The 13195-nt window shown below is 66.1% G+C and carries 10 protein-coding genes; all 10 read right to left on the minus strand.

Features of this window, described 5'->3' with window-relative positions; genetic code table 11:
• Nucleotides 1–48: 48 nt before the first annotated feature.
• Nucleotides 49–312 (minus strand): 50S ribosomal protein L27, encoded by a 264-nt coding sequence (gene rpmA / locus CH274_RS14100; protein WP_032379202.1) that lies wholly within the window; start codon nucleotides 310–312, stop codon nucleotides 49–51.
• Between the two features lie 59 nt (nucleotides 313–371).
• Complete coding sequence (gene rplU, locus CH274_RS14105; RefSeq protein ID WP_032394581.1) at nucleotides 372–683, minus strand: 50S ribosomal protein L21; 312 nt, start codon at nucleotides 681–683, stop codon at nucleotides 372–374.
• Nucleotides 684–918: 235 nt separating this feature from the next.
• Complete coding sequence (locus CH274_RS14110; protein WP_094658035.1) at nucleotides 919–4353, minus strand: translation initiation factor IF-2 N-terminal domain-containing protein; 3435 nt, start codon at nucleotides 4351–4353, stop codon at nucleotides 919–921.
• 502 nt (nucleotides 4354–4855) lie between these two features.
• Nucleotides 4856–5269 carry a nucleoside-diphosphate kinase gene (gene ndk / locus CH274_RS14115; protein WP_032394582.1) on the minus strand — a complete coding sequence of 138 codons (414 nt, stop codon included), beginning with the start codon at nucleotides 5267–5269 and terminating at the stop codon, nucleotides 4856–4858.
• Nucleotides 5270–5339: 70 nt separating this feature from the next.
• Nucleotides 5340–5729 (minus strand): DUF4233 domain-containing protein, encoded by a 390-nt coding sequence (locus tag CH274_RS14120; protein ID WP_032394583.1) that lies wholly within the window; start codon nucleotides 5727–5729, stop codon nucleotides 5340–5342.
• On the minus strand, nucleotides 5726–7156 hold the full coding sequence (gene folC / locus CH274_RS14125; protein WP_045194613.1) for a bifunctional tetrahydrofolate synthase/dihydrofolate synthase: 1431 nt from the start codon (nucleotides 7154–7156) through the stop codon (nucleotides 5726–5728). Before folC ends, CH274_RS14120 begins: the two co-directional genes overlap by 4 nt.
• Nucleotides 7157–9832: a valine--tRNA ligase gene (locus tag CH274_RS14130; protein ID WP_032394584.1), complete on the minus strand. Its 2676-nt coding sequence runs from the start codon at nucleotides 9830–9832 to the stop codon at nucleotides 7157–7159.
• Nucleotides 9833–9841: 9 nt separating this feature from the next.
• The gene (locus tag CH274_RS14135) at nucleotides 9842–11833 is read right to left on the minus strand and encodes a S9 family peptidase (RefSeq protein ID WP_094657806.1); all 1992 of its coding nucleotides are present in this window, start codon (nucleotides 11831–11833) and stop codon (nucleotides 9842–9844) included.
• A 28-nt stretch (nucleotides 11834–11861) separates the two neighbouring features.
• Nucleotides 11862–12647: a SigB/SigF/SigG family RNA polymerase sigma factor gene (locus CH274_RS14140; RefSeq protein ID WP_032394586.1), complete on the minus strand. Its 786-nt coding sequence runs from the start codon at nucleotides 12645–12647 to the stop codon at nucleotides 11862–11864.
• Nucleotides 12647–13078: an ATP-binding protein gene (locus CH274_RS14145; RefSeq protein ID WP_045194606.1), complete on the minus strand. Its 432-nt coding sequence runs from the start codon at nucleotides 13076–13078 to the stop codon at nucleotides 12647–12649. Before CH274_RS14145 ends, CH274_RS14140 begins: the two co-directional genes overlap by 1 nt.
• Nucleotides 13079–13195: the final 117 nt, after the last annotated feature.

Genomic DNA, 13195 nt, shown 5'->3' on the forward strand with positions numbered 1-13195 from the left:
AGTTGCCCGGTCGCGTCGGCCATCGTGGGCGCGAGCGCTGCAGAAGGACTAGGCCTCTACAGCGACCGGAACGATGTTCACGGTCTTGCGACCGCGCTTGGCACCGAATTCGACTGCGCCCGGGGCGAGTGCGAACAGGGTGTCGTCGCCGCCACGGCCGACGTTGACGCCGGGGTGGAAGTGCGTGCCGCGCTGACGAACCAGGATCTCGCCTGCGCCTACGGTCTGGCCGCCGAAACGCTTGACGCCGAGGCGCTGAGCGTTCGAGTCGCGACCGTTACGGGAGCTCGATGCGCCCTTCTTGTGTGCCATGTTGCATACCCTCCTCGGGGTGAATCAGCTTGGGAGAACGCGGGTCCGAAGGGACCTGGTCACTTGATGCCGGTGACCTTGAGGACAGTGAGCTTCTGCCTGTGTCCCTGACGCTTGTGGTATCCGGTCTTGTTCTTGAACTTGTGGATGCGGATCTTCGGGCCCTTGGTGTGCTCGACGATCTCACCGGCGACCGAGATCTTCGCCAGCTTGTCTGCATCGGTGGTCAGGTCGGATCCGTCTACGACGAGGACCGGAGCAAGCGAGACAGCAGTGCCGGGCGCTCCCTCGATCTTCTCGACCTTGACGAGGTCACCAACAGCGACCTTGTACTGCTTTCCGCCGGTCTTGACGATCGCGTACGTTGCCATCGGAGGGCTACCCCTTGCTTCTTCGAACTTGCTCGCATTGCGCATGGCAACACGACTGGTCTGGTAAAACGTGTTTGCTTGCTCCCTATCGGCCGGTCGGGATGACGATCATTCCGACCCGCTCGAGAACCGTTGTTCCCTACAGCACCACTACGGCACGGCAGAACGGTGTCACCGGGAGCGACTTATCAAGGTTACGGCAGGGAGACGGCCAGGGTCAAACTGCCCTGCTCTGCTAGGCATCGACGTCCACCGGAGGACCTGCAGGCCGCGCTGCTGCGCGCCGTCTGCGAGGACGTGCGGCAGGCACCTCGACCGGCTCCGTTGGCTGCTCGGCCGCCGCAGTGAGCGGTGCCGAAGGCTCGTCGGGTGCCGTCCCGGCCTGGTCGGAAGACGTGGCGTCCCCCGAGTCGTCCGTGGCGGGTACGACGATGACCATGCCCGCGTCGGGTGCTGTGCCGGTCGGCGCGGCAGCCTTGCGGGCCACCCGCCGTCCGCGTCGAGCCTTGGCAGCCACCGGAGCCGACGGCTCGTCGGCCGCAGTCTCGACGGGCTTGTCGACTTCGGTGACCTCGGTCTCGGCGTCGGCGACCGACGCGGCCGCAACGTCCACGTCGTCGGCGGAGACCACGGTCACCACTGCGTCGCCGCCGGCAGCTTCGGCCGGTGCCGGTGTCTCGACATCGGCCGGGCTGACGTCGGCGACCACGTCGTCGTGATGCGCGGCCATGGCCAGCGCCACCGGGTGCGCTCGTTTGATCGACGGATCGACCACCGGGTGCTCGTGACCGTCTGCCGTGCCTGCCCGATCGTTCGAGGACGCCCGGTCGCCACCGTCCGACCGATCGTTGCCGTCGGCCTTGTTGTCCTTGCCTCGTCGACGCCTGCTGCTCGTTCCCGAGTTGCTGCTGTCGGACCGCGACGAATTCGACCGTCCGCCGTCGTTGTCCGGCTTGGCATCGACGGGGAACGGGTGCACGACGATGCCGCGACCCTGGCAGTGCTCGCATGTGGTGGAGAACGCCTCGACGAGCCCCGTACCGAGCTTCTTGCGGGTCATCTGCACCAGTCCGAGCGAGGTCACCTCGGACACCTGATGGCGAGTCCGGTCGCGTCCGAGGGACTCGGTCAGGCGCCGCAGTACGAGATCGCGGTTGGACTCGAGCACCATGTCGATGAAGTCGACGACGATCATGCCGCCGATGTCTCGCAGACGCATCTGGCGAACGACTTCCTCGGCCGCCTCGATGTTGTTGCGGGTGACGGTCTCTTCGAGGTTGCCGCCGGAGCCGGTGAACTTGCCGGTGTTGACGTCGACGACGGTCATCGCCTCGGTGCGATCGATCACCAGGGTGCCGCCCGAGGGCAGCCAGACCTTGCGATCGAGAGCCTTGGCCAGCTGCTCGTCGATGCGGTGAGCAGCGAAGACGTCGACCGAACTGCCGTCCGCCTCGTAGCGGTGCAGCCGCTCCATCATGTCCGGGGCCACGGTCTCGACGTAGTTGGACGTCGTCGTCCATGCCTTGTCGCCCTCGATGACGAGCTTGGAGAAGTCCTCGTTGAACAGGTCTCGGATGACCTTGACCAGCATGTCGGGCTCTTCGTACAACGTCTGCGGTTGCACGCCCTTGCCGGTTTCGGCGTTGGCCGAGCGTTCTTCGATGCTGGCCCACTGCGCCTGCAGGCGAGTCACGTCACGTGCGAGCTCTTCTTCGCTGACGCCCTCCGCTGCGGTGCGGATGATGACGCCTGCCTCGGGAGGCACAATGTCGCGGAGGATCTCCTTGAGCCGCTTGCGCTCGGTATCGGGCAGCTTGCGGCTGATACCGGTGGAGCTTCCACCTGGCACGTAGACGAGGAAGCGACCGGCGAGCGAGAGCTGCGTCGTCAGGCGAGCACCCTTGTGCCCCACCGGGTCCTTGCTGACCTGCACGAGAACCTGATCGCCCGGCTTGAGGGCCTGCTCGATCTTGCGCGCGCTCCCGCCGAGACCGGCAGCGTCCCAGTTGACCTCGCCTGCGTACAGCACACCGTTGCGGCCTCGGCCGATGTCGATGAACGCTGCTTCCATACTGGGCAGCACGTTTTGGACGCGGCCCAGGTACACGTTGCCGACCATCGACGCGGTGGCACTGCTGGTGACGAAATGCTCGACGAGCACGCCGTCTTCGAGCACGGCAACCTGTGTGGTCAGCGGATGATCCGGTGTCGCCTTCTCGCGCACGACCATGACGCGGTCGACGGATTCGCGGCGCGCCAGGAACTCGGACTCGGTGAGGATCGGCGGACGACGACGGCCGGCATCGCGCCCGTCGCGGCGACGCTGACGTTTGGCCTCGAGGCGCGTCGAGCCCGTGATTCCCTGAACCTCGTCCCGGGGTGCGCGACTCTTGTTGCGTGGCTCACGCTCGTGCACGACGGTGTTGGGCGGATCGTCCTCGGACGTCGCGCCTTCGGCAGCGGCCTCGGCTCCGGTCTTGCGCCTGCGACGGCGACGGCGACGGCGGCTGGAGCCGTCTCCGTCCGAACCACCGTTGTCGGAGTCGTCGTAGTTGTCCTGGGCTCCGGAATCGGACTCGTCGTCGCCGTCCTCGGCCGAGGAGTCCGCGGTGCGCGCGTCGTCGGAGGAGTCGGTCGAATCGGAGTTCTGACGGTCGGAGGAACGGCTGCGAGTACGTGACCGACGCGAGCGTCGTCCCGAGTTCGACTGCTGCCCGTCACCTGCCGAGGACTCGTCCGAGTCCGCGTCGTCGCTCGACTCCGCGTCGGTCGAATCGGTGGTGTCGGTGCTGTCGGTGTCCCCGTCGGAATCGTCGTCCGAGTTCTCGTCGGTCGACTCGTCCGAGGATTGCTCGCCGCGACCGCGTCCGCGACCACGACGGCCGCGCCGGCGACGTCGAGGCTGAGACTGATCGTCGTCGCCGTCACCGTCGGTCGAGCTCTCGGCTTCGGCCGACTCGCCGGCGTCGGAGGAGGACCGGTCGGTCTCGACGGCGGAGACCTCGGATGCACCGGTCTCCGGCGTCACTGCGGACTCGCTGCTGTCGGTAGTGGCACTGCTCTCGGCGTTCGCAGCCTCGTCCTTGGGCGCGGCCTTGCGGCTGCGGCGACGGCGAGCCGGGGGCTCGGCCGGTGACTCCGTCGATTCCGTCGCCGGAGCATCGACAGCGGCGGGCTGCAGGAACAGAGGGGTGGCGAACGTCGTCGCTGTGGGCTGGTCGGTCGTTGCCGCGGGCTGGGCCGCCTCCGGCTCCGGTGCGGGCGCACTGGTGAACAGCTGCGGCTCGGTCCACGGAACCTCGCCTGCGGGCTCATCGGCAGCAGGCACATCGACATCGGGTACCGGAGTCGGCTCGGCAGTCGAGGAATCGGGAGTTGCTGCTGTGGGGCCGTTGACCGAATCACGAACGGACTCCGCGACGTCACGGCTCAGGCTCGACTGAGCACTGCGCGCTTCGATGCCGAGCTCACCGAGGGTGACGAGCAGCTGCTTGCTGGTGACGCCCAGGATCTTCGCCAATGCGTGCACGCGCAGCCTGGTCGGCAGCTCGATGGTGTCGGGTTGCGCCGACGACACCGCGTCGGTTTCCACAGACGACACCGGGCCGGGGGCCTCCGTACGTCCTGCGTTTTCGTTCTGTACATCTTCGGGCGGGCTTTGATCGGCCACGTAGTCTCCTCGGGCCCCCGGGCGCGTCCATCCGACTTCGGGTGTGACGCGGCCACGCGAGGGCAATCCTTGTGTACTCACGTCGGGTTGGACGTCAGCTGTTCGGTCTCGCTCCGCACCCGAGCCGATGACCACTTCGTAGTTCTCGGTGGTCGACGACAGCGTGTGCAGTGCCTGGCTGGATGGTGGTGTACCGGCGATCCGAGCGCCTGATCATCAAGCAAGAACGCGAACGAGCCTGTCTCTCGTTCGAGCATCTGCGATGACGGGCAGCGGATAGACGACAGTCATCCGATCGAATCCATCACACCGGTCTAGCGAACTTCCGTGAAGCCTGCGCTTCGGGTGGAGCGTGAAACCTGTACGTACTGGTGCAGTGGAGTCGATCTGTTGTCGAGTATCCCACACGCTGTGATGCGTACTCGCCACGCCGCACCGATCGGGTTTCCGACGGGTGCGGCGTGGCTGACGAACGTTGCTGTTTCTGTCGACGGCGGAACGGTCAGGCGAGGCCGGGGAACCAGAGTGCGATCTCGCGCTCGGCCGATTCCACGGAATCCGATCCGTGTACCAGGTTCTGCTGACCATCCAGGGCGAGGTCACCGCGGATGGTCCCGGGAACCGCCTTGGCCACGGGGTCGGTGCCGCCTGCGATCTGACGGAAGGCCGCGATGGCGCGGGGGCCTTCGAGAACTGCGGCCACGACCGGTCCGGACGTGATGAACTCGAGGAGTTCGGGGAAGAACGGCTTGCTCTCGTGCTCCGCGTAGTGAGCCGAGGCCAATTCGCGGGAGACGGTCTTGAGCTCGAGTGCGACGATGCTCAGACCCTTCTTCTCCACGCGGCCGAGGATCTCTCCTACGTAACGCCGGGCAACTCCGTCGGGCTTGATCAGTACAAGGGTGCGGTCGGTCACGAAAGACGACAGTAATGGAACCCGGCGATGCAGCGCGCGCCGCATCGCCGAAACCGACGGGTTTCCCCGATCAGTCGCGCTGCCCCGGCAACATTCCTCGTCGGATCCGCTCGGTGATGTCACGGCGCAGGTACAGCAGATACAGCCAGACCGCGATGAAGATCAGGCCGACGGCACCGATGGAGAGGTGGAACACCGCCCCGGCCACGACGAACAGCTGGAGAATCAGGTTGAGCTTCATCGCCCACGGCTCCCCCTGCTTGCCCGCCGCCAGGACCATCACGACGGCCAACGCCACGATGTAGGTCGTCGAGAACCAGGTCGCGCCGCCGCCGAGGGTCGCCACCACCGGCAGCGCGAGCAGCGTCACGATGGCTTCGAGCACGAGGGTGCCCGCCGCGACACCGCGGAACCCCTTCCACGGGTCGTTCGTGGGTGGTCTGAACTCTGTTTCGCTCACGCGGGGTCCTTTCCGAACAGAGTGCGAGCTGCACCGACGGTCACCACGGATCCGGTCACGACGACTCCGGCACCGGACACGGCCTCCCCCGGCTCGGCGACCTCCTCGGCCAGCCCGATCGCCGTTTCCAGGGCATCGGGCAGTGTCGACGCCACCACGACGCGTTCGTCACCGAACTTGGCCACCGCGATGTCGGCCAACGCGTCCACGTCCATCGCCCGCGCCGACCCGTTGTGGGTGACGACGATGTCGTCGAACACCGGTTCCAGTGCGTCGAGAATCGCTCCGACGTCCTTGTCCGCCATGACGCTGACGACGCCGACGAGTTTGCGGAAGTCGAATTCGTCGGTGAGGGCGGCGGCGAGCGCTGCCGCCCCGTGCGGGTTGTGCGCGGCGTCGAGGAACACGGTCGGGGCATTGCGAACCCGCTCGAGCCGACCCGGATTGACGATCGTCGCGAACGCGCCGCGCACGGTGTCCTGATCGAGTTGGCGATCCGGACCGGCACCGAAGAACGCCTCGACCGCCGCGAGTGCGAGCGAGGCATTGTGCGCCTGATGCTCGCCGTGCAACGGCAGGAAAACGTCGGTGTACACCCCGCCGAGCCCCTGCAGTTCCAGTTGCTGGCCTCCCACGGCGATCTGCCTGCCGAGCACGGTGAATTCCGATCCGGCCCGCGCCACCGCAGCATCCGCCTGCACCGCCGCCCGCAGCAGCACCTCGGAGACCTCTGGTTGCTGCTTCGCCAGTATCGCGACGGTGTCGCGCGGCACGAGCGATTCCGGGGCCTTCTTGATGATCCCCGCCTTCTCGCCTGCGATCCCGGCGAGGTCGTCGCCGAGGAACTCGACGTGATCGAGGCCGATCGGGGTGATGACGGCGACCTCGCCGTCGACGACGTTGGTGGCGTCCCAACGCCCACCGAGTCCGACCTCGATGACGGCGACCTCGACCGGGGCCTCGGCGAACGCAGCGAACGCCATGGCCGTGACCACCTCGAACTTGCTCATTCGGGGTCCGCCCGCAGCCTCGGACTGCGCGTCGATCATCTCGACGAACGGTGCGATCTCGTTGTAGGTGTCGACGTAGAGCCGCGGAGAGATGGGCCGCCCGTCGATGCTGATCCGCTCGGTCGCCATCTGCAGGTGCGGACTGGTGGTTCGGCCCGTGCGTCGGTGGAAGGCAGTGAGCAGTGCATCGATCATGCGAGTCACCGAGGTCTTGCCGTTGGTGCCGGCGACGTGAATCGACGGGTACGCCTTCTGCGGCGACCCGAGCAGATCCATCAGCGCCGAGATCCGAGCCGTCGACGGCTCTATCTTGGTTTCGGGCCAACGCTTGTCGAGCTCGGCCTCCACGAGGGCGAGCTCGGCCAGATCGACCGGGCTCGGCGGAGGTAGCGGCAGGGCGGCGTCGGGTTCGGTCACTTAGGTTCCCATCGATTCGAGCCGCGCCGAGATGCGTGCGATCTCTTCGCCCGCGATCGTCTGGCGTGTTCTGATCTTGTCCACCACCGCATCCGGTGCCTTCGCGAGGAACGCTTCGTTGCCGAGCTTGCCGGTGGTCTGCGCCAGTTCCTTCTCCGCAGCGGCCAGATCCTTCACCAGGCGGGCCCGTTCGGCGACGAGGTCGACGGTGCCCGAGGTGTCGAGTTCGACGACCACGGTGGCCTTGCTCAGGCGCACCTCCACCGAGGCCGTGGCCGCGAAGTCCTCGGCGGGCTCGGTCAGTCGAGCCAGTGCGGTGACCGCCGAAATCTGCCCGTCCAGATCGGAGTCGGGGACTCCGACGATGCGGGCCGCCACCTTCTGGGACGGCTTGAGTCCCTGATCGCTGCGGAATCGGCGAATTTCGGTGATGAGCCGCTGCATGTCCTCGATGCGTTGTGCCGCAACAGGATCCAACGACTCGGTGGCGGCAGTGGGCCACGCCGCGATCACCAGCGACTCGCCGCCGGTGAGCACCTTCCACAGCGTTTCGGTGACGAACGGAATCACCGGATGCAGCAACCGAAGCAGGGCGTCGAGGACGTTACCGAGAACTCCGCGCGTGGTGGCGGCGATGGCGTCGTCGGCGAACTGAACCTTGGCGATCTCGAGGTACCAGTCGCAGACCTCGTCCCAGGCGAAGTGATAGAGCGCCTCGCAGGCCTTGCTGAACTCGTACCGATCGAACGCCGAATCCACCTCTGCCCGAACCTGTTCGAGCCGGTCGAGTATCCATCGGTCGGCGTCGGTCAACTCGACGCGCCGAGGCAGATCTGCCGGTGCCGCGCCGTTCATCAGAGCGAACTTGGTGGCGTTGAACAACTTGTTGGCGAAGTTGCGCGACGACTGGGCGTGGTCTTCGCCCACGGACATGTCGGCTCCGGGGTTCGCGCCGCGAGCGAGCGTGAAGCGCAGCGCGTCGGCACCGAAACGGTCGACCCAGTCGAGGGGGTCGATGCCGTTGCCCCGCGACTTCGACATCTTCTTGCCGAACTGGTCCCGAATCAGGCCGTGCAGAAACACATCTCGGAACGGAACCTGCGGCCCCGACTTGCCCGCGGTGATCGCGTCGTCCGCTCCGACGTAGGTGCCGAACATCATCATGCGGGCGACCCAGAAGAAGAGAATGTCGTATCCGGTGACGAGAACACCGGTGGGATAGAACTTCTCGAGATCCGCCGTGGCGTCGGGCCACCCCATCGTCGAGAAGGGCCACAGCCCGGACGAGAACCAGGTGTCGAGAACGTCGGGATCCTGCTCCCAGCCCTCGGGCGGCGTCTCCCCCGGTCCGAGGCAGACGGTCTCGCCGTCGGGTCCGTACCAGATCGGAATCCGATGACCCCACCACAGCTGACGCGAGATGCACCAATCGTGCATGTTGTCGACCCAGGCGAACCAGCGCGGTTCCTGACTCTTCGGGTGAATGACGGTGTCGCCGTTGCGCACTGCGTCACCGGCCGCCTTCGCCAGGGTGTCGACCTTGACCCACCACTGCAGCGACAGGCGCGGCTCGATGGGCTCGCCACTGCGCTCGGAGTGGCCGACACTGTGCAGGTAGGGACGCTTCTCGGCGACGACGCGGCCCTGCTCGGCCAGTGCTTCACGAACCTTCACGCGCGCCTCGAAACGGTCCATGCCGTCGAACTGCGTTCCGGTGTCGGCGATCCGACCTGCCTTGTCCATGATCGAGGGCATCGGCAACGAGTGCCGCACACCCATCTCGAAGTCGTTGGGGTCGTGAGCCGGGGTGATCTTCACGGCACCGGTGCCGAACTCGGGATCGACGTAGTCGTCGGCGATGATCGGGATCTGCCGCCCTGTGAACGGGTGCTCGAGGGTGGTGCCGACGAGAGCCTTGTACCGCTCGTCGTCGGGGTGAACCGCAACTGCGGTGTCGCCGAGCATCGTTTCGACTCGGGTGGTCGCGACGACGACATGCGGCTCGGAATCGTCGAGCGAGCCGTATCGCAGCGAGACGAGTTCGCCCTCGACGTCCTCGAACTTGACCTCGATGTCGGAGATGGCGGTCTGCAGCACAGGAGACCAGTTGACCAGTCGCTCGGCGCGATAGATCAGACCGTCGTCGAACATACGCTTGAACATGGTCTGCACGGCCTCGGACAGGCCGTCGTCCATGGTGAATCGCTCTCGGCTCCAGTCCACACCGTCGCCGATGCGTCGCATCTGCCCACCGATGGTTCCGCCCGATTCACGCTTCCAGTCCCAGACCTTGTCGATGAACAGCTCGCGGCCGAACTCTTCCTTGGTCTTTCCGTCGGCGGCGAGCTGCTTTTCCACGACGGTCTGGGTGGCGATACCCGCGTGGTCCATGCCCGGCAACCACAGCACCTCGTACCCGAGCATCCGCTTGCGACGGCTCAGCGCGTCCATCAACGTGTGGTCGAGAGCGTGACCCATGTGCAGGCTGCCCGTGACGTTGGGTGGGGGCAGCACGATGGAGTAGGGCGGCTTGCCGCTGGTGGCGTCGGCTTCGAAGTACCCGGCGTCGACCCAGGACCGGTACAGCTCCGCCTCGACCGCACTGGGATCCCAGCTCTTGGGCAGGTCGATCGAATCGGCGGGGTTCTCTGAGTGCTCTGGCGCTGAACTGGTCACCGGTCGATTCTAGTGGCCGAGGATTCGAGGCATCGACACCCTCTCGCCCAGCACGTGCTGCGCCAGGAATGCCAGCACCACCTCGTACCAGACCTTGGCGTGTTGGGGACTCAGAATCCAGTGGTTCTCGGCCGGGAAGTAGAGAAAACGATGGTCGGTGTTGCCCTCGTCGTCGGCGGGCAGGCCGGATTCGCTGAGCAGTTCGTACCACAGCCGCAGGCCCTCGCCGATCGGCACTCGATAGTCCTTGTCGCCGTGGATGACCAGCATCGGCGTGGCGATGTCCGCGACGAACAGGTGTGGGGAGTTCTCCACCGCCATCTCCGGAGACATCTCGCGAGCCCAGTAGTACGGGGCATCGGTGGTCGGCCCGAACTGATCGAGCGCCCACAGGCTCGCGTGGGTGACGATGGCGTCGAACCGGTCGGTGTGCCCGGCGATCCAGTTGGCCATGTAGCCGCCGAAGGATCCGCCCATCGCCGCGGTGCGGGTGTCGTCGATGTGCGGTAGCGCGGCTGCGACATCGGTCAACGCCATCAGATCGGTGAACGGGGCCTTTCCCCACGCGCCCCAGCCGCGCTGCACGAACTCCTGGCCGTACCCGGTGGACAGAGCCGGATCGGGCAGCAGCACCGCGTACCCACGGGCGACCATCAGCCACGGATTCCACCGCCACGACCAGGTGTTCCACGAGCTCAGCGGACCACCGTGCACCCACAGCAGCAGCGGTGCGGGTGCCGCGTCCGAGGCACCCTCGGGCAGTGCCAGCCAACCGCGCACCCGGGCTCCGTCGCCGACGACGGTGTCGATCTCGGTGAGAGTTCCGGGCAACGGACTGCGGTCGATGGAGGTGTCGAGGTCCACAACGGTGCCGTCGGACAGATCGATCGACACCGGATGCGGGGCGGCCAGATAGGACGCGGCGAGTGCGAGCACCCTGGTTCCGTCCGAGGACACGTGAACGTGGGTGTAGGCGTCGTTCGTATTCGTCAGCCGACGCGGCTCCGCACCCTCGCGGACGACGAAGATCGGCGACCGGCCGTCGTCGTCCGCGGTCACCAGCACCCCCGACCCGTCCGGCAACCACACCGGGTCGATCGGCCATCGATCCCAGCCGGGCGCGACATCGACGACGGAAGCAGTCCCGAAGTCGTAGCGCTGCAGCGTCATTCGAGGCGCATCCTCGGGAGTGGAGAGCGATTCACGCACGAACACCACGGACGCACCGTCGGGCGAGATCGCCGGCGCGCCCAGATCGGCATCGACGTCGTCGACGATCGTGCTGCGCTCCCCCGTCGCGGTGTCGATGCGCACCAGCACCGTCCGCACGGTCGCCAGAGCGCCGGGTACGGCCCAGGTGGACACGACGAACGCACCGTCGGCACTGATGTCGAACGCCGCCTCGTGCAGAGCTCCGGCCGCATCCGAGGTCAGATCACGAAACACCGTCGTGCCGTCGGTCGATCCGGCGAACAGATGCGGGGTGGCAGGACCGAGATCGTGATCCCAGAAACGCACCGGAACCCCGGTGTGCAGAATTGCATCCACCTTGTTGGCCTTGCGCTCGGTGCGCAGGGCATCGTCGTCCTCATCGGTGCTCGACGATCCGAACACCGGCGAGAACCCGACCAGCCCGTGTCCGGAACGGGCGCTTCGGATTTCGCTCAGACCGGCCGACCGAGTCTCGAGCAATCGCGCCTCACCGCCCGAGGCAGGAAGAATCCACAACCGAGCCGGATCGTCCTTGCTCGATCGGCGGGAGAACAACAAGTCGCCGGCCGGGGTGAACACCGGAGCGCTCTCGCCCCACTCGCCGTGCGTGAGGCGTCGGGCCGGCGAACCACCGTCGACATCGATCTCCCACAACGACGTTCGATACTCGGTCCGCGAATCGTCCAGTGCGGCAACCACGATCACCGCCCGCGAGAAATCGTGCGATGCCGCCAGGCCTGTGACCCGACGGGCTCCGATGTACTCGTCGACGTCGTCGTACATGCTCATCCAGCGAGCCTAGCTCCACCGGCCGCTGTCAGTCCTCGCCGAGGTCCTCACGCAACTGAGCGAGCGTGCGAGCCAGGATTCGCGAGACGTGCATCTGCGATATCCCCACCTTCTCCGCGATCTGTGTCTGGGTCATCGACCCGAAGAATCTGAGCACGACGATGCGACGCTCACGCTCGGGCAACTTCTCGAGCGCGGGGCGCACCGCGAGATAGCTCTCCATCTTCTCGAGTTCGGGATCGTCGGCACCGAGAGTGTCCATCAGCGGCAATCGATCTTCGCTGACCACCGAGTCGACCGAGACGGTCTGATACGCGCTGCGCGCAAGCAACGCCTGCGAGGCTTCCTTGACGTCGATCCCGAGCTCGACGGCGATCTCGCTGGCAGTCGGAGCTCGACCGAGCTTCTGCGACAACGATCCCACCGCCTGGGAGATCATCGAGTTCAGTTCCTTCATGCGCCGCGGCACCCGAACCGACCATCCTGCGTCCCGGAAGTACCGGCGAGCCTCGCCCATGATCGTGGGTACGGCGAACGACACGAAATCCGAACCACGTTCGATGTCGAATCTGTCGACCGCGTTCACCAAACCGAGGCGTGAGACCTGCAGGAGGTCCTCGTGTGCTTCGCCGCGACCGCCGAAGCGGCGGGCGATGTGTTCTGCGAGAGGAAGGCAGCGGGTGATGATGCGATCGCGCAGCACTCGGCGCTGCGGTGAATTCTCGTCGAGCGCTTGCATCTGCTGGATCAGGGCGACAACGTCGCTGTAATCGTCGGACTCTCGCCGTGTGCTTCGTTCGTGCGGCACAGGCACTAGACCTTGCTCCTCCGCTTGACCACGTCGATCGCGACCGTGCGACCTGCTTCGTCGTCGACCGCGTCGTCGGCACGCAGTTCGATGGCGTCGGTCAACGTCTGCAGCACGTGCCAGCCGAAGCTGTCCTTCTTCGGTACGGAAGTGGGTGTCAGGGTGGAGGTGACGACGATTCGGATTCCGGAGTCGCTCACTGCGAACATGCACGACAGCTCGGCATCGGTGACCGAGCCCTTGATCAGCTGCGAGCACACCTCGTCGACGACCAACTTCACATCGGCGATGTCGTCGAGCGTGAAGTCGCTGAGCACTGCGAGGGTTTCGGCGACGGCACGAACCACAGGAAGTTGGTCTGCCTCTGCACGCACCCTCAGCTCGACCGGTGCACCGGAACCTCGCTCCAGTTCTTCGATCTTGCTGACCCCAGCCATCCGCACTTCCCATCGTCGCCGAGCAGTCGTTTTACCGTTCGCCGAGCCAGACTACCCAGCGCCCGGCGTTTCAATCCTGGCAGTCGGAAGCAACACAGGCGTCAGGTGAGCGCTCGG

The organism is Rhodococcus sp. 06-418-5, assembly GCF_002258285.1.
Lineage (GTDB): Bacteria > Actinomycetota > Actinomycetes > Mycobacteriales > Mycobacteriaceae > Rhodococcoides.